The organism is Bradyrhizobium sp. SZCCHNR1098 (assembly GCF_032489375.1).
Taxonomy (GTDB): domain Bacteria; phylum Pseudomonadota; class Alphaproteobacteria; order Rhizobiales; family Xanthobacteraceae; genus Bradyrhizobium.
The window spans coordinates 160,592-183,936 of the sequence record NZ_JAUEXY010000004.1 but is presented as its reverse complement, the minus strand read 5'-3'; the positions used below and the strand labels follow the sequence as shown (position 1 = coordinate 183,936).

The window sequence follows — 23,345 nt, the reverse complement described above, 5'->3', positions numbered from 1 at the left end:
ATGAGTGATACGATCGGCACCTATTCCTTCCTGCCCTGGCTGCGGCTCGGCGTGGCGAACAACATCACGGCGGCCGACAACGACAACTCGGTGTCGCTGCGCGCGACGATCAAGGTCGACTTGTCGCTGGCCGGGCGGCCGGTCCAGGGCGACACGGATCTGACGGCGACGATTTCGCGCGACGTCGCGCTCTATGGTCCCGGCGACATCGTCGGCATCGATCCGAAGGCGGTGGTGAAGGTGGAGCCGCGCGACTGGATCACCAATTTCGAGCCGAACTACCTGCCCTTCGTTGAGTTCTACGACGAGGATTTTCCGTGGCGCTACACGCCAGCGGCGCCGGACGAGTCGCGCCACCGGCTGCGCCCGTGGCTCGCACTCCTAGTGCTCGAGGTGGAGGAGTTCAAGGAAGTCGCGGTGTCGTCGGCGCGGCCGCTGCCGGCGATCGAGGTGACGGGAGATCCGGCCTCGGTATTCCCGCCCGCCGACCAGCTTTGGGCCTGGGCGCACGTCCACGTCAACCGCGACCTGATCCAGCAGGACGGCGTGGTGGAATCGACCAATGCGGACCAGGCGAGGGCGCGACTGGAGAGCCTGCTGGCCAGCAATCCGGACTACGCCTATTCGCGCGTCCTGTCGCCGCGTCAGTTGAAGCCGAATACGTCCTACCATGCGTTCGTGGTGCCGACCTTCGAGAGCGGCCGTCTCGCCGGCCTCGGAATTGCGCCGGCGGCGAATCCCGCACTCTTCGCCACCCTGTCGGCCTGGGCGGACTATACCGACCGGCCGTTCCCGACGCTGCATCCGGTGTACAAGCGGTGGTACTTCAAGACTGGGACGGTGGGCGATTTCGAGTACCTCGTCCGCCTGTTGAAGCCGCGTCCGCCGGACTCGCGGCTCGGCCGCCGCGACATGGACACGCAGACGCCGGGCTCCGGGATGCCGCCCATCGCGGTCGCCGGGCTCCACGGGGTGCTGCGGCTCGGCGGCGCGCTCAAGGTGCCGGACGAGGCGCTGACCGGCGCGCAGGAGGCGGAAGCTGCGGCCTACGAGGGCTGGGACGAACCCTACGCGCACGAATTCGAGAAGGCGCTGGCGGGCTTCGTCAACCTGACCGATGACTATGCCCGCGAAGGCGCGCCCGACCCGGTGATCACGCCGCCGCTGTACGGCCGCTGGCACGCGCTCACCGAGCGGCTGCTTGAGGAGGCGGACGGCAGCGACGCGCCGCAGCCGCGCAACTGGGTGCACGAGCTCAATCTGGACCCGCGGTTTCGCGTTCCCGCCGCGTTCGGCACCGCAGTCGTGCAGAAGAACCAGGAGGCCTATATGGACGCCGCCTGGGACCAGGTCGGCGACATCCTTGCGGCGAACCGGCGGATCAGGCTGGCGCAATTCGCCAAGGCCGCGGCCGCGATCTGGCATGCGCGCCATCTCGGGCCGCTGAAGGATCTCAGTGCGGAACGCGGGCTGACGATGATGGCGCCGGTGCAGCGCCGGGTGATCGCCGACGGCTTCACGCTGCGCCATCGGCTCAAGGAAAGCACGGTGCCCCGCGCGGCGCTGTCTGCGCCGTTCCGGCGCGCGGTCCGGCCGCGCGACCACATCGCGGCGACGCTCGGCTTCGACTCGCCGAAAGGCGCCGAAGAGCTGCTGGAGAAGATCAATCGCGGCGAGGTCAGCGCGGCGCCGCCGCGGGTCACCCCGGAAGCCTTGCCGGCGGTGGAGGATGTCGCCGCGCAGCTTCAGCCGAAGTCGCTGCCCGCGGAGCTGACCGACTGGCTCGCCAAGCACCGCTGGGCGAAGTGGGTATTACTGGTCGTTCTGCTGCTGGTCGCCGTGCTGCTGCTGGCCGTCGCCATTCCGCTCGCGATCATGGTCGCGGTAGCGGCGCTGGCGCTGTTCCGATGGCTGGTGCGGCTGGAGAAGCAGGCCGGCATCGCGACCGGCGTGTTGCCGCAAGGGGCTTCGCCCGACATCATCGACGCGCTGCCGGGCTTTCCGTCGTTCACTATCCGCGATCCCGATCCCGCCGCGCCTGAGCCCGTCGGCGGCGCTTCGTCCGCCGACAGCCCGGAGGCGGCGCGCTTCAAACTAGCCCTCAAGGACCTCAACCGGCTGCTCACAGTCAGCGCCGATCTCGGCAAGCCGCCGTTGCGCAAGCCGATCGACATCGCCGCGCTCGGAGCGTCGACCTTCGCTGCGATTGATCCCGACAAGACGGTGCCCGCCTTCACCTTCTCCTCGATTGCCATTCCGCCGCGAGTGCTGGCCATCAACGGGATCGCGACGCTGCTGCAGCCGGAAGTGTTCAAGCCGGTGATGGCATATCCGGAAATCGACCTGCCGATGTACAAGCCGCTTCTCGGCCTGTCCGACGAGCACTTCCTGCCGAACATCGACAAGATTCCGCAGAACACGATCACGCTGCTCGAGACCAATCAGCGTTTCATCGAGGCCTACATGGTCGGCCTCAACCATGAATTCGCCCGCGAGCTGCTGTGGCGTGAATATCCCACCGACCAGCGCGGCAGCTGCTTCCGCCAGTTCTGGGACCCGAGCGGCGTGATCGACCGGGAGGGCCTGTCGAAGGACGAACTGCGCGAAAAGCTCCGCGATATTCCGCCGCTCCACACCTGGTCGCTGTTCTCCAAGCTCGGCGATCACGACCATCGCGAGAAGCCGGGCGAGAACGAGGAGGAAGTCGTCCTCGTCATCCGCGGCGAGCTGCTGAAGAAATATCCCACCGCGGTGATCTACGCCCAGAAGGCGCGCTGGCAGCGCGACGACGGCGGCGCGATCAATCCCCGCGTCGAGCGGGTGCTGGAGACCGACGGTCCGGTGGAAGACCGCCTGCGTACACCGCTCTACGAAGCCAAGGTCGATCCCGACATCACCTTCATTGGCTTCGACCTGACCTCGAAGGAGGCAAAGGGAGGCACCGGCCGCGGCAATTCGACGGCGCCGGGCTGGTTCTTCGTCATCAAGGAGCGGCCCGGCGAGCCGCGCTTCGGCCTTGATATTTCTCGCGACGGGCCGCTCAACGTCTGGAACGACCTCGCCTGGCCTGACGTGCTGTCCGACGCCGACAAGGGCTTTCTGCAGATCAGGCCGGGCGGGCCGACGCTCACCCTGGACGATCCGGTGGCGCCGGAGCTGCAGGAGAAGAAACAACAGTACGACGAGGACAAGGCGCTACGCTGGCATCCGGACAGCAACTCCGCGGAGCTCGCCTACATCCTCTACCAGGTTCCCGTGCTGGTCGCGGTGCACGGCAGCGAGATGCTGCCGAACTGATCGCGCAGCGGACACGACAGGGGGCGGCTGAAGCGAAATGTCCGAGTTCGATGATATCCGCAAGGAGCTAGAAGCGTCGCGCGCCGCGGTCGATGCGACGTCGCGCGAGATCGGCCGGCTTCGCCACACCCGCGCGCGGCTGATCCGCGACCGCGCACGGGCCGAGCGCGTCAGCAAGGGCGCCGACGATCCGGCGCTGGCGGCGATCGACAAGGAGATCAAGGCGGCGGCCTCCGAGATCGAGCGGCTGGGCGGTGCGCTGAAGGCGGCGAAGGACGAAGTGGTCCGCAATATCGGGCTGTTCGCGAACTTCACCGACCCGCGCCGCAACATCGGCCTGCTGTCCGATCAGACGCCGATCCTGCTGATGCCGCTGCGGATCGAAACGCGCTTCAAGCAAGCGACGGAATTCGGCGGCGACCGCGACGAGCTGTGGGTCCGGGCTTATCCGGACGACATCGCGGTCGACAGCTTCGAGGAGGCGTTGTCGGAAGACGAGGTGAAGCGCGCCCAGGCCTATTGGGCCGACGTCTGGCGGGCGAACCGCGACACCGCCGGGGAGCGGGCCGCCTGGCGAACGCTGCTGAGCGGACAGGGCTCGGGGCGGTCCTACTACGTGACCCAGACTCATCGCCCGCTCAACGAGGCGGCGCGACCGGCCAGGGTGGAAGGCGTGCCGACCGTGATCCTGACGGTGGTGACCAGCGCGCCGCTGGTCGATCCCGAGCGAGGTGCGGTCAGCACGTTCTGGACGGCGCTGTGGCGCGCGGGGACGGATGCGGCCGCGCAGATGAACGCGATCGCCGCGCTGGACAACGCGCTCGGCGCCGAGCGCGCCGCGGCGGTCCGTGAGGCGTACCGGCCGCGGAATCTCGCCGACGCGCCGCCCGAGGGCGCGGACCGCACGACCACCACGGTCATCGCCGCGTATCTGGAGTTTCCCGCCGCGGACGCCACGCCGATGCGCGAGACCGGCTGGTCGCAGCCGGCGACCGCCCGGACCTTGCCTGATCGCCTCGTCCTGCTCGGCTACAACGGCGGAACGCTCGAACTCGAGCAGCTCGGAAAACCGATTCCGTCGCCGCTGCCGGTCACGCCGTCGCCGACCGGAACGGACGACGCATCGGTCGCGCACGACGGCGACGACATCAAGTTCGGTCCGGAGCTCGAATGGGTGCGCAACTTCGACCGCGCCGTCGAGATCGGCATGGGATTCCGGGTGCCGCTAACGCCGCCCGCCTTCCGTCGTGGCTTCGATCAGTTGATGGTGCTCGGTGTGCGGCTCGGGGCCGATGCAGACGCCGGCCGGGTCGCGCTGGAGCAGTTGTTCACCCATCATCATCAGTCGAAGGCGGGGTTCTCGATCCTGCCGCAGGGCCAGCCGACCAACAACGTCGAGGGCGAGGGCGCCGCCTACAGCTGGCGCGAGGAGTCCGACGTCAGCTTCGATCACTACTTCGGCACTCCGCCCCTGGACCCCGACGGATGGTTCGAGCGGACAGACGGACGCTGCCTCGCCGCCACGCTCGGTCTCGATCCGGCCGCGCTGGCGGCGATCCCCTTCTACCATCGCCACGACGTCAACGACGCCCGCGCCATGAACACGGCGCTGTGGCCGGCCACGCTCGGTTACTTCATGGAGAGCATGCTTCATCCGGTCTTCGACGATTCGACGGTGGAGCGGACCCGCGACTTCTTCGTCCGGCACGTGTCGGCACGCGGGCCGATGCCCACGATCCGCGTCGGTCGTCAGCCCTACGGCATCCTGCCGGCGACGCCGCGCTCGCGCATCCAGTGGATCTTCGCGGGGGCGAACGTCGCAGTCGGGGCCGCGCACGCGCCGGATGATCCGGAACTTCGGTTCCTGACGCGGTTGTATCAGTTGTTGCGCAAGGTCGAGGCCGATCTCGAGCCGCTGATGTCGCGGGTGTCGTACATCGGCAAGCCGGACGGCGACCGTCATCAGATACTGCTCGATGTCCTCGGCCTGCACGCCGGATCGGTGGAATTCCAGCAGCGCTTCGCCGAAAGCTTCAAGGAACTGTACAACCGCCTCGCGATGCAGGGGGCGGGCGGCGCCTTGGTCGCGCTCCTGCTCGCCGCGGGCTATGTTGGAAGCGGGCTCGATCTGCTGAAGCAGCTCGGCTACACGCCGCCCGAGGGGATCGAGGTGCCGGACATCCTTGAGAAACTCTTTCTCAAGGCGCCCAACCAGCTCAAGGGCCCGCTGATCGACGACCGTCCGTTGTCGGAGACCGAGCAGATCCGCGCCTACACCGCCGGCGGCGACAACTACATCGGCTGGCTGATCAAGGCTGCGGCGACCTCCCACGACGCGCTGCGGCTGCAGCAGGGCTTCACCCAGCGCCCGAACGCGCTGCTGTATCTCATGCTGCATCACGCGCTCGACCTGAGCTTCGTCGAGACCAGCATCCGCCTGTTCTTCAATGCCGGGCTGATCGGCGAGACCGAGCTGAAGGCGGCGCGGCGCGAGCCGAAGTTCTTCCAGGTCGAGGAGGCGAGCCTCGCCGTGCCGGCTGCGGCCGGCGGCAGCCGCTGGCGCTACCTCCACCGCAGCGACGCCGCGGTCACCGGAACGGGACTGAGGACGGTCGGCGAGTTCATCCCGACGGTGCTGACCTCGATGGTCGCCACCGCGTATCTCAAGCGCCAGCTCGATGCGCTCGAACGGCTGAAGAGGTCCCCGACGGCGGTTCTGGAACGGGTGTTCGCCGAGCATCTCGACCTCTGCACCTACCGGTTCGACGCCTGGTACGGCGGCATCATGAGCCGCCAACTGGAGCGGATGCGCTATCCGAACGGTGCCGGCCAGGGGACCGCCCAGCCGGGCGCACCGACCGGCGAGGCGAAGACCGGAATCTATCTCGGCGCCTATGGCTGGCTCGAGAACGTCAAGCCGGAGTTCAAGAAGCTGACGGCGGTCGAGCTGCCGGCAAACCTCGCGGCGATCTTCGCCGATCCGGATGCGCCGCAGCTGATGCGCGACCGCAGCAACCAGGGCTACATCCACGCGCCGTCGCTGAACCAAGCGGTGACCGCCGCGGTGCTGCGCAACGGCTATCTGTCCAACGCCACGCCCGACAATCCCGGCAGCCTCGCCGTCAATCTCAGCTCGGAACGAGTCCGCATCGCGCTGTCGATCATCGAGGGAATGAAGGGCGAGCAGAGCCTCGGCGCGCTGCTCGGCTATCAGTTCGAGCGCGGCCTGCACGATCGCCACGACGTCGAAGTGGACGGGTTCATCTACGACCTCCGCAAGGTGTTCCCGCTGGTCGGCGACCGGCTGGCTCCGACGCGTACCGGCCGGCTCGACGCGTTCGGTCGGCGACTGCGGATCAACCGGGTGGAGGCGCGCAACGTCATCGACGGCCTTGCTTTGGTCGAGCACATCAAGACCAGCGGCGTGAGCAGCTACCCGTTCGGCCACGATGCCGACCTGCCGGCGGCGAGCCCGCAGCAGGCCGCGGCGATCACCGCCGAGGCCGCGCGGATTGCCGACATCGCCGACGCAGTCGCCGACCTCGCGATGGCAGAGAGCGTGCATCAGGTGGTGCAGGGCAATTACGACCGCGCCGGCGCCGTGCTCGACACCTACTCCAAGGGAAAATTCCCGGCGACCCCCGACGTGGTCCGCACGCCGCGGTCGGGGGTGACGCTGACTCATCGGGTGGCGCTGCATCTCAAGGCCGGGCTCGACCCGAACGACGGCGCGCTGACATCGCCGCGGGCGAAGGCGGAGCCCGCGCTCAACGCCTGGCTCGCGGGCATTCTGCCGCCGCCGACAGCGGTCGCCTGCTCGGTGACGGTCACCGACCCGCTCGATCTCTCCTCCGTCACCTACAACGTGACGCAGGCCGATCTCGGCCTGCTGCCGATCGACCTGCTGTATCTGCTCGATCCGGACAACGATCCGGCCGCCAAGGCGCTCGACGATCTGATCGAAGCGCATGTGATCGCCGTCCATCCGTCGCGCCCGGACGCAATGCTGACGATCGCCTACCGCGAGAGGATCGCGGCGATCGCCGGGCATGTGCCGCTGTTCGAGCTGTCGGCGTTGATGCGGCATCTCAGAAGCCTGCTGCTGCGTTCGCGTCCGCTCAAGGCGAGCGACATGGCGATGGCCGGCGAGGCGAACGAGGCCGTCGATCTTGACGCGGCGCTCGCGCGCGAGCGGGCGACGCTGCCGCGCGATCTGCTCGCCGCGCGGCTTGCGGATCTCGACGCCTTCCGTACGGCGCTGCAGGCCCGCCTCGACGCCAAGCAGGAGGCCCAAATCGCCACGGAGATCGAGCAGACGATCACCGGCTTCGTGTCGGTGATGCAGGGTCTCGGTCCGTTCGCGGCGCTGCAGACCGGTACCGGTGCCGTCTACGCCGACCGGCGGCGGATCTTCGCCCAGTTGCGCGCCGCACTCGCCGGCTACATCGCTCGATGGACCAGGCAGCTCGCCGAGTTCGACGCACGCATAGTCGCCTACGACGCTGATTCCGGCGCGCCGGACGCGGCGAAGTTCCTGGCGCTGCGGGTGGCCGAAACGTTGATCGCGACCACGGCGACCGACCCTCTACCGGCGCAGCCGGACGATTTCCGCGACGATCTCATGAGCGGCAAGCGCGCCGCCTTCGTTGGACAGCGCGCCGTTCTGATCATGCTCTACGACAATGCGTCCAATCTCGCCGCCCTGCACGACGGCATCGAGGCGTCGAAGGCTGCGAACGCCGCGTTCGACGCGGCGGCGATCGACATCGTGGCACAGCGCACGGCGATCGTCGCCCTCGCAGAGGACATGGCGAAGCGCGCCGCGGCGCTCGCGCTCGAGCTGACGACGCGGCTGCCGGCGATCCAGGCCCGGCTCGATCAATACGATGCCGCGGCGGAGGCGAAGAACAAGATCGAGGCGCTGACCGCGGCGGCGAAGCTGTTGTTCGGCGAAGATTTCAAGATCGTTCCGGATTTCGGCCTGCCGGCGGCGCAGGCCGGTGAATGGAGCAACGCCTGGGGCGCGGGCGCGCAGGCGGACGAGACCATTCTCGGGTTCGTCAAGACGACGATCGGACGCCGCTTTCCGCTCGACGACTGGTTCACGGGTGTCGCGCGGGTGCGGTCGAAGCTGCACGATCTGGAAGCCTCGCAGCATCTTGCCGACGCGTTCACGGGGGCGGGCGTCGCGCTGCAGGCGCTGCAATTTCCGCATCGCCCCGAGTTGCCGTGGCTCGGACTCGAATTCCCGGAGACCGATTCCGACGGAAAGCCGTTCGTGATCGACGAGGACAAGCTGCTCTATACCGCGCATTTCGCCGAAAGCTTCGATCCGGCGCGGCGGCAACTCGGGCTGTTGCTCGACGAGTGGACCGAAGTGATCCCGCGCCCGACCGAGGATACCGGTCTGGCGTTCCACTTCGACCGGCCAAACGCCGAGCCGCCGCAGACTCTGCTGCTGGCGCTGCCGCCGAAATTTGTCGGCTCGTGGCAGTGGCAGGATCTCGTCGACACGGTGCGCGAGACGATGGACCTCGCCAAGAAGCGCGCGATCGAGCCCGACCACGTCGACACGACCGCCTATGCCCGCTTCCTGCCGGCGCTGGTGTCCGCCGTGGCCTTCCATCCGATCACGGCCTCGCTCAACTTCGCCTATAACAACAACCTCGCCGCGGTGCTGGCCGAGACGGAGACCGGCAATGGCTGACTATGTCGCGGTTCAGAACCTCTCCGCCGTGTTCTCCGGCAAGGTGAAGCTGCCCACCATCACGTTGTGGAACAGGCTCGAGGGCCGCCCACGCACGCACGATTTCGACCGCGCGCTCAAGGCCGAGGTCCGTGATCCGCTGTGGCTGCTGACGAAGCAGTGGCAGATGGGCGAGTTTCAGGGCGACGACGCCGGCTCGCCCGTCGTCGCCAAGGTGCACATCGAGACCACCGAACTGACGAAATACCGCACGGCCGGCAATCCGCCGGAAGCGTTCGCCGACGACGTGCCGCTCGAAGCCAAGGTCGAGCGGCGGCCGATCCCGTTCCGTCTCGCCGGCCAGAAGATCGCGTTCGATCTCCGCATCGCCCTGGGCCGGCGCTGGCTGAAGCTCGTCGCCGGCATCGAGCCGGGGCTTGCCCAGCAATTCATCGCGGCGCTGCCGGTCGCCATGCCAGATCCCGCGCTCAAGGCCGATGCGCCGGTCGCCGCCCATCGCGAAGCCTGGCAGACGATGGCGGCGCTGGCCGGCCGGTCGATGGACGGCTACGACCTCGTCGAGCATCTGACGGCCGCGCCCGGCAATCACGCGCACGACCTCGTCGTGCTCGGCAATCCGGCCAGCGCCGCTGCGATCGAGACGGCCGAGGCGGAATTCCTTGGCTGGTACCGGGAGGCGTTCTACCAGTCCGCCGCGGGGGCCGCCGATGCCTGGCTGCCCGATCGTCTCGAATACGCCTTCGCAGCGTCGGCGCCCAAGGCGGGCGGCGAGAAGCTCGTGGTCGCCGACGAATACTTCCAGGGGCATCTCGACTGGTACAATTTCGACGTCGACGCCTCCGGCGCAGGGCTCGGTGACCTGGCGGACGCGCCGCCACCGGCCGCCGTCGAGACGACCTTCACGGCGTCGTTCATCCCGGCGCCGATCCAGTTCGACGGCATGCCGAACACACGCTGGTGGACCTTTGAGGAGGGACGAACGAATTTCGGCGACATCGATCCGGAGACGACGGACGTCAACAAGCTGCTGCTGATCGAATTCGGCCTCGTCTACGCCAACGATTGGTTCCTGATGCCGTTCACGGTGCCGGCTGGGACGATCACCAGGGTCGCCGGCATGAGCGTGACCAACGTCTTCGGCGAGCGGATCTGGGTCGAAGCCGCGGGCAAGGGCGGGGACGCGGATTGGCAACGCTGGTCGATGTTTACGCTGGCGACGAAGGGGAGCGACGACATTCCCGCCGATCTCAGCCTTTTCATCGTGCCCAGCGTGCCGAAGATCCAGGAGAGCGAGCCGCTGGAGTCGGTGGAACTGTTCCGCGACGAGATGGCCAACATGGTGTGGGGCGTCGAGTCGCGGGTGATGTTGGCTTCGGGCGACAGCAAGAGCGGGCGCAGCGCCGCGCTCGACACCCGCCGCTATTTCCGTCGCCTGGTGGAGGAGAGCCTGCCGCCGGGCCCACCACCTGCGCCGCCGATCGAGAACGACGCCGCGATCCGCTATCGGCTGATGAGCGAGATGCCGGAGAACTGGATTCCATTCATCCCGGTGCACATCGACAACGACAGCCGCGAGATCCAGCTGCGTCGCGCCGCAATGCTGCGGGTCATCGACCGCGACCCGGATCCGCCGGTGCGCGTCGAACCTCGCACCGATCTGCTGCGCCACGGTCTCGACCTCCCGCAGCAGCAGGGCTACAATCTCCATGAGGAGGAGGTGCCGCGCGCGGGCATTCGTGTCACCCAGAGCTTCCAGCGCACGCGCTGGTACAACGGCCGCACTTTTGTCTGGCTCGGCATCCGCAAGGAGACCGATCGCGGCGAGCGGTCGAGCAGGCTCGCTTTCGACGCGATCCTTCCGAAGCGGAAGGCATGAACGCATGAAACGTCACCGTCGAAATATAGCGGTGGCGCGGCCGCCGGAGATGGAGGGTTGAACGGGCGCGCCATTCCCAAGTCGGCAATTTCTCGCGCGACGGCAGACGCTCGGCGCCCCAAGATTACGTAGCGGCCGGCAAGTGTGAATATCCGAAGACCCATTCCCGACCTCAGCGCTTCCTTCATGACATAGGAGAAGCAACGGAGAGCCAGCACGAGGAACACCGTTCAAGGTTGAGCGCGGAGAAGTTCGCCTTGATTGTTCCGAATCGAGAGTCACTGCGTTATTGTACGTTGCGGCCTGAGCCTCTTCGGCAGAGGCCCATAGCCATAAGGGCAGAGATCACGCGGCATCGCTTCTAGCATGGGCAACCGCCGGCTCTGCTCAAACCTGGTGACGGGTAGTCCCACCGCAGGCCGTCTCAGCCGGGCTCGTGAATTCTGTGCAGCCCCGTCATCAAGGCTGCAATCACGCTTATCAACGCGTTCGTACCATGGTCATTCAAGAACGAATCTCTGCGTCATAGTTGTCATGGCACCCCAGTCTGCCACGTGGAGCGCGACGATGGTGCTGGTTGGTGACACCGTCGCACTTAAGGGGAGAACGGTGATCGACACTCCGAAGTTTGGATCCCTTGGAGCCGTCGAATCCGCTAAAGCTCGACAAAGATTCGCAGGCTTTCCTGGCATTCGTCAATTCAGCACGAGAATTCAGTGACCACTGCTCTTCGTACGCTCCGTGGCTCAACGCCGCGCAAGAACACATCAGCAAAGCGCTCCGCGTCACCAAAGGCCGCCCCGCGGAAGAAGACATCGGTTGCGACAACAACGAAGGCTCCGATTCGGACCGGCATTTCCTCCTCGTCTCCACTGGGCATGTTGGCGCTGCATCTTACGGCGCGATGGCGTGCTTCGGGCCGAGGCGGACTTGTGTTCCTCGCCGAAAATGAGAGCCGAGCCGAGCTGTTGGGTTCGATCATCCCAGTTATCGAGCCGAGCTGTGATGTGCTCGTCTATCCCCGTTTGAACACGCTTCCGTTCGATCAGCTTGAGCCTTCACGTGATATCGCGGGCCGGCGGAGCTCCGTCTTGAGACGCCTTGCCAGGGCAAAGAAGCCGATCCTGCTGATCACGACGGCGGAGGCCATAATGGAGCTCCTGCCGTTGCCTGCGAACTGGTCTCGTATCGGATTTCCACTTCGGACCGGGGCCGTCTATTCCGAGGAAGACCTTGAGGCCCGTCTGCAAGCTCTCGGGTACGACCTGGACGATAGTCCGGATTATCCCGGTGGAGTTTTGTTTCACGGCAACACCTTCGAGATATTCCCAGCCGGCGCGTTCGGACCTTTTAGGATAGAGCATTCCGGAGGGAGAATCCGGCGTATTGCAGCGATCAATCCGATAGACCAGGAGGTGATTTCTGAAACGAAGGAGCTCCTGATTGACCCGATGTCCGAGCGGCTGGCGTTCACGGGCCGGGCTCGAAGAAGGTCCAGCCTATTGGACTATTGTGCGCGCGCCAAATGGATCGCCGACAGCACCGTGCCCAGGCACGCCGACACCTGGTTGAGCACGATCGAGGATGCGGCCGCCCGCAGTGAGCGCGACCGTGCCTATCTCAGCCGACGCGAATGGGAGCTGTCGGCGAAGAAGATCACTGTGTTGCCGCCAACCACTCCGTATCGTGCGACGCCAGAGTTCTACAAGGCTTCCTCTCCAAGGAAGGCCCTCCGTGCATTTATCGAGGAAGCCCAGCGCGGTAGGGCACGTGTGCTTTTCGTCGCTGCGGTCGAAGCGGATTTGCGTGTGATGGCCCGGATGAGCGCTATCAAGGCTGAATGCGTGCCGGATTGGACGCACGCGACCGCAACGGGCAGGCAGCAGGCCGCATTGCTGGCAGGCTTCGATGCGGGCTTTGTCGTTCCTGGAAAGAAGCCGCTCGTGGTCATCACTGCTGCCGACGTGCTCGGCAGCAGGGCACACCAACCGCAACCGACGAACTGGGCATGGACGCCCGGCTTCGATTCGGGAGACCTCCCTGAACTCGGATCCGTGGTCGTTCATCTGCAACGTGGACTGGCACGCCTTGGCGGCTTGAGATCCATGGGCACGGGAGATCTTTCGGCGCGCGAGATGGTCAGGTTGGTATTCGCCGGAAACGATGCCGTTCTCGTCCCTCTCGCAGAATTGGCCCTGATCTGGCCCTACGCCGCTGAGCTCGGAGACACCTCGCTGGACAAGGCCGACGGCAGCTCATGGCGGCCGCGGCGAGCTGCTGCCGAGACGGAGATTCATGTGGTCGCAAAGGAGCTGGCCAAGCAGATGAGTCAGCGCCGTCGGCGTCCGGCTCCGAAGCTCGTGCCGCGCCCTGCTGTCTATGAGAAGTTCGTCGCGCGTTTTCCCTATTTCACTACCCCCGATCAGGCGAAGGCCATCCGCGACGTTCTGGATGATCTTGCATCGGGGCACCCGATGGACCGGATCGTCTGTGGGGACGTCGGCTTTGGCAAAACCGAGGTGGCACTGCGAGCAGCGGCAGCCGCCGTGCTGGCCGGAAAGCAGGTCGCTATCGTCGTGCCGACGACAGTGCTGGCACGACAGCATGTCGAAACGTTCCGCAAGCGCTTCGCGCCTCTTGGCATCGATGTTGGAAACCTGTCGCGGGTTGCCTCGACCGCCGAAGCGCGAAAGGTAAGGGAGCGCCTCAAGAGCGGAGAACTCAGGGTCGTCGTCGGGACCCTCTCGCTCGCATCCAAGGAGGTGAGATTTGCCGAGCTTGGCCTGATCATCATTGACGAGGAGCAGCATTTCGGCGCTGCTGAGAAAGCCATGCTGTCGGGCCTCAATAAGAACGGTCACAGGCTCTGGATGAGTGCGACACCGATCCCCCGCACACTTGCGGCCGGCTTGACGGGCTTGAGGGATCTCAGCGTGATCGCGACCCCGCCGGTCCATCGTGTTCCGGTTGCCACCAAGGTGGCACCGCTCTCGGACATAGCTATCGCCGCTGCCCTGGTTCGTGAGCACAGACGTAACGGTCAGAGTTTTGTCGTTTGTCCGCGGATCCAGGATCTCGATCCCCTGCTGGCCAGGATCCACGCGCTGGCGCCGGAACTACGTATCATTACCATTCACGGCAAGTTGCCAACGGACGAGATTGACGAGCGATTGATGGGATTCGTCGAAGGTCGTGCCGATGTACTACTTGCAACCAACATCGTGGAAAGCGGCCTCGACATTCCACGTGCGAACACTATCGTTGTGTGCTGGCCGGAAAAATTTGGCCTGGCACAATTGCATCAGCTCAGGGGACGCGTAGGACGCGGAGGCATCCGGGCGTTTGCACATTTCCTGACGGAAGGCGGCTCCGAACGCTCGGAAAAACGGCTTTCCGCCCTCGAGGAGTTGAGCCGTCCGGGCGCCGGCTTCGCGATCAGCGCTCGCGACCTCGACCTCCGCGGCGGCGGCGACCTGCGCTCCGATCGACAATCCGGCCACACGCAGGTGTTCGGACCGACGCTTTACGGCCACCTTCTTACGCTAGCCCTGGAGGGAGACCGCGATGGAATGTCCGCGCTCTGGATCCCTGAGCTGAATCTTCCCATCCCTGAGCTGCTTCCCGCGAGCTATGTGCAATCGGAGGCGGTCCGGCTCGAGATCTACGCTCGAGCCGCTCGGTGCCGGAGTGATGACGAGCTGGAGGAGCTCGAGGATGAAACGCACCGCCGATTCGGCAAGTTGCCATCTGAGGCCAGCAATTTCTTTGCTGTCGCCAAGCTCAGGATAAGTTGCCGGCAACGAGGGATCATGCGTCTCGATGTTGGGCCTGATGCGATTGCCGCAACGATGCTCGCAGGGAGGATCAAGAAATCACGCTCCCGGTTGCTGCAGCGCGAGGGCGATCGCGTCGTCTATCCCGGGCGCAGCGACGAACCAGCCTTACGAAGGGTCGAACAGTTCTTGGATCTATTGGACGAATGAAGGGTGACGCGTCACCCGGCTTGAAGCGGTCCTGTGTGCTCTCGTCGGGCCCCGAAATGAAAGCGATGGAGCTTGACCCGTGGCAAGGACGATTGAGAGAACCCTTGTTGCCCTGACGCAGAGACGATCGTTCGAGCTATTCTGAAGCGGCTCGTCGGATGGGGCGTCCTTGGGTTTTTCTTTCGTGGCCTTCGCCCGCGTCATCAGTCGTGCGCGTGGACTGCGTTGCGACCGTAAGCGATCGCGTCTGCCGCTCCACAACCTCTCGGATGAAGCGTGACGCCGCTAGAACTGTCGGGCTGGCAGCGAGTTGATGATTGATGTCCGATGGAGGCCAGCCGCGGGATAGGCCTTATCCCTCAGCTTGTCATATGAGAAGTCTGGTTCCGTTGTCTGTAGCTTGCGAACCATCTCGAAAGAAAGCTCACGGTGCCCATTATGCGCATAGAGAGCCGACAAATATCGCAAGGGGGGGGCAAAGGTCGGAGCAAGAGCATGGCTGGCTTCTGCAAGATGGACGGCCTTGTCCAGTTCTCCCGCCATCGTCCCCGCAATGCAGCTCAGGGCATCGAGCTGAAAACGGAATGGTGCCGCACCAGCGATCGTACGGGCAAGCAATGTGTGCTGGAAGCCGTCCTCTGGTTTGCCGAGATAGCTCTTTGCGATTCCCAGGCAGGCCCAGGCGATCGGGTTGGCGTGGTTCAGTTGAATGGCTCGCTCGGCCAGCTCATAGGCGGCAACGTACGAGCGTCGCATCATGGAATGGACATGCGCGCTCAGGCCAGCGACATAGGAGTTGTAGGGTTCGAGCTCCAGCGCCCGGTACATCAGATCGAAAGCCTCCGCCTCGATCGTCTGGCGGCAGTTGAATTGGCGCTCGGCGAGCATGAAGGTGCGCAAATAGGCGCGCCACGCGAGGTAGATACCGCGTGGCTCGGCCGCGAAAGCAGCCGCGAACAGCTTGTCGGCGGACTCGAAGTTGGCTCTGCCAAGTCGAAACAGGCGCAGGATACCAGCATAGCATAGATGGGAGGCAGACCTAGGAGCGCCATCCTCGATATGAGCAAGCTGATCGACGGCGAAGTTGACCACCAGGTTGATGGTTCTCATCACATTGGTGTCGTTCAGGTCGAGCGTACCGTCGCCGTTGATCTGCAATGTCGACGACCATGCCAGCGTGTTCGCAGGGCGCTGCAGCAGCGCGAGCCGAACGATCTTGCTCGTGTCAGATCCGAACACATCAGAGCGCAGGGACAGCGTGCTGACCGAGGCGCCATCGTCACCAGTCAAGCCATCTCCAGGCAAAGTGTCCGCCGGCCAGGCGGCCGACGCGCTCATGTCGCGACGATCTTGGATCGTGGCTACGCCCAGTTCCTTGATCGTCTTGGCGATGGAATCGACGAGGCTATCCGTCACGACCGCGGCATCCGACGGGCCTGTCCGGCAGCCGGGGATCAGGACGATCCGGTTTCGTGAGGGCCGCTCCTTGGGGGGCTGCAGGTGCTCTGCAAGGTCGGTCGCGAGATTGGCGGCGTGGTGGAGTTCAGGCGCCGGCGCGACGTGCGTCTGGAATCGCGCACGCTCCTCGCGCAGCCAATCCTCGAACTCCTCCTCTGCAATGTCAAAGCCTTCAAGAAACTCACCTTGGGGAGGCGCCATCGTCTGCTGCGGTGACGCGGTAGCGTAACGGGCGATGTCGGTCTCAAATAGCTTTGGATCGAGCGAAATGACGAAGCTGTCAGCGCAAAGCAGAGAGCGGTAGTCGCCCAGCGCCTTGCGGATTTCGGTCAGGCTTTGGCGAAGGCTGGCCGCGCCTTGCTCCTTGCCGCGGCTACCCCAGAGCCTGTCCTGGATCCAGACCCGCGATCGCTTGTGCTCACGCGCCAGCGCCAACATCGCAATGAGAGCGCAAGCCTTGCGTCCTCTGGGCGTGCAATCCTCACCAGAAGCCTTGACCACGCGAAACGGACCAAGAAGCTTGATCAGCAATTTTGGATCGGAGCTCACATTCGTCGCCCACAACCATGATGTAATCAGTCGTGAAAATACGGAAACCAATGATTGAGTAGTGAAGTCTCCAACACCCTTGCTGTCAACGTGAAAAATCCGTGAAACGCCGTCATTTCGAAAGCGGGCGGCTTGACCGCGCGTGCCGTCAAAACGACCATTCAGTGGTAACGGGCGGAGCAAGTCCGCCGGGCCAGGCAGGGAGGCGGCAGATGGCATGGCTAAGCGGTGAGAGCGGAGAAAGCGGCGAAAGTGGTGAGAGCGGCGAAAGCGGTGAGAGCGGCGAGGGCCGCCGTGCCCACGCCTCATCGCGCGCACGCGCGCTGATTACCAGCCGGGAGGGCGTCGTCGGCTACTGGAACCAGCCGTCACACACGCCTGATCACTATACTGCCGGGCCAGAGGCGCTCGATCGCTGGTCGCGCGACGTGCGACTGCGCATCTTCGCTGGCGAGCTGTTGTCGGGCCTTTTCTATGACGAAGGCGAGACCTCGATCTCGCTTCAGTACCGTGGCCGCAGCGATGAGACGTTCACGCCGATCGTGCACATGATCCGTCCCAATGCCGCGGACTTCGCCGGACAAGCGGCTTGGGTGTTCAACTATGCCGCGCTGCGGATGGAACGCAGCAGCGAGATCCTGGCCGAGCTGCACGATTTCACCAGCTTCTTGGGCCTGGTCGGATACTGGAATCCGAGCCGCAGCCCGCACACCGCCGAGCTGCTGGCGCTGATCCTGCAGGTGACGACCACGATCGAAATGCGGGTCAAGCATGCGCTCACCTGCCGGCGTCCAATCGAATACTCAGCGCAGATACAGCCGATGATCCAGACGCCGGGGCATGGCTCGCTGCCGAGCGGCCATGCCACGGAATCCTTTGCCGCGGCCTTCGTGATCAATGCCCTCATGCGCAAGGCGAGGACCGGGCGGGATGATGTCGATACGACCGATCCAGTGTTCGTGCAGCTGATGCGCCACGCCGAGCGCATTGCCATCAACCGGACGGTCGCCGGCGTGCATTTTCCGGTCGACAGCGTGGCCGGTATGGTGCTGGGCTGGACCTTGGCGGAGCTGTTCATTGCGCGCTGCTCCGGCTGCGGCCAGGTCACGATGCGCAAGTTCGACGGGCGGGGGTTCAACGACGATTTCCGCTACGACGATGTGCTGGCGATGTCCTACAGGCGATCGGCCGCTGCGAACGTCGCCAGCGAGCAGGGTGGGGGCGGCGCGATCATCGAGGCCGGCATGCCATCGACCGTTCCAGTCTCGCCGATCTTGCAGCATCTCTGGACGCAGGCGCTCGCCGAGTGCCGCCTGATCGTTGGCTGACACGAAAGGACAGGCGCATGAGAGGCTGGCGAGGAGATCGGGCCGAACGAGCCAATCCCTATCAGGACTGGGAGTTGCGCAACAGGCCGCTCGGCAAGAGGCTGGACTGGTGCAGCGCGCAGATCCAACTGCTGCCGGAGGCCAACGGCAGCTATGTGGCCCATCTCGGCCAGTTGGCCGCCATGGTGGCCGCCGGCCACGAGCCGGATGAGCCTGCAGGCGCGCTGACCATCCGCATGTCGGCCGACGAATTCGATCTGCTGACGAAGCTGATCGACGACATCCGCATCGGTCGCGTCCCGCCGCCGGACGATCCGCGCGATGTGCAGTTCTTTATCTACCGGCCCGAAGACATCGCCAATCGCACTGCCGCCAACGGTCTCTTCACGACGATCCATGTCGGCCCGCCGATTCCAGGGCTCCGCTTCGACGCAGTCATCGCCGCGCCGACCGATCTCGGCAAGCCGTTGACGGATTTGACGCGGCAGGTCGCTATCGGCGTCATCGATGACGGCATCGCCTTTGCCAACCGCCGTTTTCGCAGCAGGAGCGGCAGATCGCGCATCCGAGCGATCTGGCTGCAGGATGTCGAGCGCCGGACCAAGGATTTCGGCGTCGCCGCCGGGCAGCGGCTCACCGGCGATGAGCTCGACGTGCTGTTTGCGGCGAATGCGAGCGAGGCCGACATCTATCGCGCGTTCGGCATGACCGATTTCGGCAATGATCAGCACAAGCCGCTGGCGCAACGCGTCTCGCACGGCACACACATCCTCGATCTCTCCGGTGGCTACGATCCGACCGCGGAAGATATCGGCAGCAAGCGGCCTCTGTTGGCGGTGCAGCTGCCGTCGCCGGTGTCCGGCGATACGACGGGCGTTACCATGGCGAGCTACGTGCTGCAGGGAGCGCGTCAGATCATGCTGTGGGCCGACCGGATCAGCACGAAGCTGCCGCTCGTCATCAATTTCAGCTATGGCATCGCGGCCGGCCCCAAGAACGGCAGCCACGAGATCGAGCAGGCTCTGTCGCGGATGATCGAGCGCCGCAACCAACGCGGCGGCCCGACCTATCTGGTGCTGCCGGCCGGCAACAGCTATCGCGAGCGAACTACGGGCCGGATGGCTGTGCAGCCCGGCGCCTCTGATCAGATCGATTGGATCATGCTGCCGGATGACGGTACGTCCAATCATCTCGAGATCTGGCTCGACGGCGAAGCGATCGCGCAGCAATGGCCGCGTGTCGGCGTCAGCCTGACGCCACCCGGCGGCGTGCCGCGCATGATCGATGGATTCGGTGATGGCGATGTGCAGGTGCTTGAGGATGACGGCAAGCCGATCGCCGCCATCAATGGCCACCTGGCCAAGGTGGCCGGCCAGCCCGACCGCGTCCGCTTTCATCTGTCGGTCAATCCGACCACCGCGCGCTGGAGCGTGAGGCATCCAGCGCCGGCCGGGCGCTGGCGGCTTTCCGTCACCAACGGATCGGAGGCGCCGCTGACCGCACATCTCTACATCCAGCGCGACGATACCCCGCTGGGCTACGTGCAGCATGGACGTCAGTCCTATTTCGATCATGCAGGGGGCTATCAGCGTGCGGCGCTGGATGGCAGCTACAGCGATCCGGCCAGCAGTGGCTGCCCCATGACTCGCGAGGATACACTGTCGGCGCTCGCGACCGGCGCGGGCGCGCTCGTGGTCGGCGCCGTCGATGCCGCGGGCCAGCCGACGGATTATACGGCGAGCGGTCCGACGCCGGGGCGCGCCGAGCCCGATTGTGCTGCCATCGCCGACCAGGGGCCCGCGCATTGGGGCGTGCTCGCGGCCGGTACCCGGAGCGGTTCGGTGGTGGCGATGCGCGGCACCAGCGTGGCAGCGCCGCAACTCGTACGTAGGCTCGCAGATTATCTCGCATCGCTGCAACCAGGCCCGGTGCTTGCGTCGCTTGCGGTGACCGACGGTCCCGTGGCGAGCTCCGACGTCCCGCCGCCGGGCGCCGCCGTGCTCGAGCCGATCAAGCAGGATGCGGTCGCCGCTTCGCCGTGTGACAAGGCCCGTATCGGCGGTTTCATCCTGCGTGCGAGCGGCCACCCCGGCCTGCCGCCGCGGACCTATCCGCGCAGCCCAAACTTGCGCTGATCCCGACTCCCTGGTTCGCCGCCGCGCAATTGCAGCATGCTGGAGACAGTGAGCCAGCACAGGCGCGCGCCTCGACTCCCAGACCGCATCCGATTCCTCTTGCGCTGCGCCCTTGCCGACGCGCGCGATAGCGCAAGTGCGTGAGTGCAGATGGCGTCGTTCCAATGCATTTTTGACGATGCTCTTGCGATGTCCTGACGATCGTCTCACACCCCTCGGCATAGTTCCTCCCGTGCAAACGAGACAACAGGAGGATTCAATGCGCAGATCCAATATCCGTATCGTGATGGGCTTGATCATCTCGCCCTTGCTGATGTCCCAGGCCTCCGGTCAGAACCTCAAGGACCTGGTGCCGACCTATCAGCCGCATCAACAAACCGACAGCGAGCGGTTGCAGAACTTCCACGCTCCAGCCCCGCCTCTGACCAACTATCCGAACATCAGCCGTGATCCTTCCACCAACGAGCCGCGGCTCAACGTCAACCGCGATGTCTCGCTCGGCGGCAACGTGACCCGCAACAGCGCCGAGGGAAACGTCCGCTTCCCGATTCCGGGATCTCGCTAGGCGCTGTTCGGCGACCTGGATGGCAGCTCGCCGTCCAGGCGCGGCGTCTCGAAAGCGGGCCGCTGATTCAAACAATCATGATGACCTGAGGAGATTGCAGATGAAGAGTCTTCGACTGATGGCCTGCTCTGCCATGCTGTTGCCCAGCGTCGCTCTGGCGCAACAGCAGATTCCGACAGGCTCACTGCCGCCCGACATCGCGGCCGCGATCAAGGCGGCTCCGCTGACGCAGACGCTGATTCCGATCAGCGGTGAGGAGAAATTCGCGCAGCAGATCATCAAGGCAGACGAGATTTCCTTCGCGGCGGGGGCAAAGCTGACGCTGACCGGATTGAACTATCCCTACATCGTGGTGGCCGCGCAACGCATCAAGTTCGCCAACCCCGACAGCTACAGCATCATCCAGCGCGATCCGCAGGCCGTGGCCGCCGTCGGCAGTGACGGCCCTGCAGGTCCCAATGGCGCCGACAATCCTGGCGAGACCAACCGGACCGGCAATCCAGGCTATCCCGGCGGCCCCGGCGGGCCTGCCGTGGCCGGACAGACCCGGCAACTGCCCGACGTCTATCTGGTCGCCGGAGAGCTCTCCGATCCGAAAGGGCCGATCCCGGCTGGTCTTCTCAACCTCGTCCTTCTCTTCCGCGGCATTGACGGCGGCGATGGTGGGACCGGGGGGAAAGGCGGCAACGGCGGCCGGGCCGGAAACGGCAAGGAAGGGGCCACGAGCCTGTTCGACTGCAAGGAGGGTGGCGGCCCCGGCGGGATGGGAGGCGCTGCCGGTCCCGGAGGACGCGGCGGTGACGCCGGCGCTGGGGGACAAGGCGCCGATCTCGTCTTCGTCACGACCAGACCTGCCTACGAAGTCCTGAGCTATTCGCGGATCAACAATGTCGGCGGGCGGGCCGGGCTCCCCGGTCGGGGCGGCAGCCCGGGCAATCCGGGCCCCGGCGGCCAGGGCGCGCCGGCCAATGGCTGGTGCAAGGGCACGGGTGGAGGATCGCCAGGCAATTTCCCGTCGCCTGCAAACCTCGGCTTCGGCAATCCGTCTGCGGACGGCGCAAAGGGAACGGTCACGGCGGTCATTCTTCCGTCCGTCGGTCCTCTGTTTGGCAAGTGATGCGGCGAGCGGCGGATGAAACCTGCAGGCCGCGTCCTGCAGGTTTCATCCGCCAGCGCGCGAACGTCGCGCTCGCCTTCTCCTACCAGAGCGGGCGCAACGAGGAGACCGCCAAGCGAACGGACCTGTACAAGCTCTCGCTCAATTTCAAGACCTGTGCCGCCTTCGCTGGCTTCTCGGGCGGACGCTGCACCGCCGACAAGGACTGAGCTGGTAGTCATGACCGGGTTCTGGAAGCTCTACGGCTTCACGACGGAGGGAGATGATATGGACAAGGCCATCGATGGTTTCGTTCAGGTGCTGAGCTTCGTGCTCGCCTCATCCTCGACCGCAGCGCTGCTGGCGGTCGGACTGATCCTGCTGCTCATCACCACGGTGTTCGCCTGCATCGCGCTCAGGTCAAAACCGGAAGAGGTCACCTCGTTCTTCAAGGCGGCGTTCTTCCTTTGCCTGGTTGGTGGCATCCTGTTCTCCGCGGCCGGTCCGTCGCTGGCGCTGTTCTACGTGTCGCAGGATCCGATTCGCAGGAAGTCGGTCAATGAAGCGATCGACGATCTCGCCAGCAACAGACGTGTGCGCTATGTCATCCGCATGATCTCGCGCAGCCCCTCCGATGCCGCCCTCGGCATCGACGCGCTGACCCAGCTCGGTCCGCCCCGGCAGAGATATTCCTTCGTCGCCGACTACGAGGAGTTGAAGGGTCATACGGTCAAGGAAGCGCTCGACCTGTTCGGCATCGGCTATGTCGCCGGATACCGTGTATCAGTCGTGATCTTTCCCCTGCAGATCGATCTCTATCCGGCCAATGCGCGGGGGCTGTTGCAGGTCGTCAGCAATGTCGAGGCCGGCGTCGCGCCGGAGGATCGCTTTCTCAAGCCCGGCAAGCTTCACGACGCGGAGCTCAAGGAGTTCGGCGACACGGGCATTCAGACCTACCGTATCGACAACTTCAAGCCGTTCTACCCGCATTATTGCGAGCTGGCGCAGACTTTCTTCTGCGGGCACTACGCCGCCAAGGAGCTCGTCGGCGGCCTCTACCGCGATTGGCATCCCCTCGGCTTCTCGCAGAAGAATCCACCGACCCAACCCTGCACGATTCCCAAGGAGAAGTTCTGCGCCTTCTCGGACTGGGACAAGGTGCGGCAGGACTTCAAGGGCCACTTCGGTGTTCGCGCGTTCCTCATCGAAAATCTCGAGATTGGCAAGATCCCTGGCCGCATGCTGTTCGACTTCCAGGATCCGCAGCGCGACAGGATCCCCGAGTTGGGGCTTCCGCCGGCGTTCGACTGACCTACGCTTGTCAGCGAAGGAAGCCTATGGAGGTTAGTTG

The 23,345-nt window shown here is 65.1% G+C and carries 11 protein-coding genes; 10 read left to right on the top strand and 1 reads right to left on the bottom strand.

Annotated elements, in window-relative coordinates:
- The 4 genes from QX135_RS11220 to QX135_RS11205 all read left to right on the top strand — a co-directional run bounded on the left by QX135_RS11220 (position 1) and on the right by QX135_RS11205 (position 14,863).
- A complete protein-coding gene (locus tag QX135_RS11220) occupies positions 1-3,297 on the top strand; it encodes a hypothetical protein (RefSeq protein ID WP_315812393.1) in 3,297 nt (1,098 codons plus the stop codon).
- Positions 3,298-3,334: 37 nt separating this feature from the next.
- Positions 3,335-9,004, top strand: a complete 5,670-nt coding sequence (locus QX135_RS11215; RefSeq protein ID WP_316179501.1) for a hypothetical protein — start codon at positions 3,335-3,337, stop codon at positions 9,002-9,004.
- Positions 8,997-10,880 (top strand): hypothetical protein, encoded by a 1,884-nt coding sequence (locus QX135_RS11210; RefSeq protein ID WP_316179503.1) that lies wholly within the window; start codon positions 8,997-8,999, stop codon positions 10,878-10,880. The genes QX135_RS11215 and QX135_RS11210 overlap by 8 nt, the downstream gene beginning before the upstream one ends.
- A gap of 878 nt (positions 10,881-11,758) precedes the next feature.
- Positions 11,759-14,863: a DEAD/DEAH box helicase gene (locus QX135_RS11205; protein WP_316179685.1), complete on the top strand. Its 3,105-nt coding sequence runs from the start codon at positions 11,759-11,761 to the stop codon at positions 14,861-14,863.
- 285 nt (positions 14,864-15,148) lie between these two features.
- On the opposite strand, the gene QX135_RS11200 is transcribed toward QX135_RS11205, so the two are convergent.
- On the bottom strand, positions 15,149-17,089 hold the full coding sequence (locus QX135_RS11200) for a hypothetical protein (RefSeq protein ID WP_315812397.1): 1,941 nt from the start codon (positions 17,087-17,089) through the stop codon (positions 15,149-15,151).
- Between QX135_RS11200 and QX135_RS11195 the strand changes: the two genes are divergently transcribed.
- From QX135_RS11195 to QX135_RS11170, 6 genes are all read left to right on the top strand, one after another.
- Positions 17,083-18,198, top strand: coding sequence for a phosphatase PAP2 family protein (locus QX135_RS11195; protein ID WP_316179506.1), 1,116 nt, complete (start codon positions 17,083-17,085; stop codon positions 18,196-18,198). The genes QX135_RS11200 and QX135_RS11195 overlap by 7 nt on opposite strands.
- Before the next feature lie 17 nt (positions 18,199-18,215).
- Positions 18,216-20,333 carry a S8 family serine peptidase gene (locus QX135_RS11190; RefSeq protein WP_316179508.1) on the top strand — a complete coding sequence of 706 codons (2,118 nt, stop codon included), beginning with the start codon at positions 18,216-18,218 and terminating at the stop codon, positions 20,331-20,333.
- Positions 20,334-20,592: 259 nt separating this feature from the next.
- Positions 20,593-20,898, top strand: coding sequence for a hypothetical protein (locus tag QX135_RS11185; protein ID WP_316179510.1), 306 nt, complete (start codon positions 20,593-20,595; stop codon positions 20,896-20,898).
- A gap of 100 nt (positions 20,899-20,998) precedes the next feature.
- Entirely contained in the window at positions 20,999-22,015 is a 1,017-nt protein-coding gene (locus tag QX135_RS11180) for a hypothetical protein (protein ID WP_316179512.1), read from the top strand.
- The gene (locus tag QX135_RS11175; RefSeq protein WP_316179513.1) at positions 22,015-22,224 is read left to right on the top strand and encodes a hypothetical protein; all 210 of its coding nucleotides are present in this window, start codon (positions 22,015-22,017) and stop codon (positions 22,222-22,224) included. The genes QX135_RS11180 and QX135_RS11175 overlap by 1 nt, the downstream gene beginning before the upstream one ends.
- A 10-nt stretch (positions 22,225-22,234) precedes the next feature.
- Positions 22,235-23,305 (top strand): hypothetical protein, encoded by a 1,071-nt coding sequence (locus tag QX135_RS11170; RefSeq protein ID WP_315798983.1) that lies wholly within the window; start codon positions 22,235-22,237, stop codon positions 23,303-23,305.
- The last annotated feature ends 40 nt before the right edge of the window (positions 23,306-23,345 follow it).

Coding starts and splice junctions, on each gene's coding strand:
- QX135_RS11200 (WP_315812397.1), bottom strand. CDS start 17,089: ATGCCATCTGCCGCCTCCCTGCCTGGCCCGGCGGACTTGCTCCGCCCG.
- QX135_RS11195 (WP_316179506.1), top strand. CDS start 17,083: ATGGCATGGCTAAGCGGTGAGAGCGGAGAAAGCGGCGAAAGTGGTGAG.
- QX135_RS11185 (WP_316179510.1), top strand. CDS start 20,593: ATGCGCAGATCCAATATCCGTATCGTGATGGGCTTGATCATCTCGCCC.
- QX135_RS11175 (WP_316179513.1), top strand. CDS start 22,015: ATGCGGCGAGCGGCGGATGAAACCTGCAGGCCGCGTCCTGCAGGTTTC.
- QX135_RS11210 (WP_316179503.1), top strand. CDS start 8,997: ATGGCTGACTATGTCGCGGTTCAGAACCTCTCCGCCGTGTTCTCCGGC.
- QX135_RS11205 (WP_316179685.1), top strand. CDS start 11,759: ATGTTGGCGCTGCATCTTACGGCGCGATGGCGTGCTTCGGGCCGAGGC.
- QX135_RS11180 (WP_316179512.1), top strand. CDS start 20,999: ATGAAGAGTCTTCGACTGATGGCCTGCTCTGCCATGCTGTTGCCCAGC.
- QX135_RS11190 (WP_316179508.1), top strand. CDS start 18,216: ATGAGAGGCTGGCGAGGAGATCGGGCCGAACGAGCCAATCCCTATCAG.
- QX135_RS11220 (WP_315812393.1), top strand. CDS start 1: ATGAGTGATACGATCGGCACCTATTCCTTCCTGCCCTGGCTGCGGCTC.
- QX135_RS11170 (WP_315798983.1), top strand. CDS start 22,235: ATGACCGGGTTCTGGAAGCTCTACGGCTTCACGACGGAGGGAGATGAT.
- QX135_RS11215 (WP_316179501.1), top strand. CDS start 3,335: ATGTCCGAGTTCGATGATATCCGCAAGGAGCTAGAAGCGTCGCGCGCC.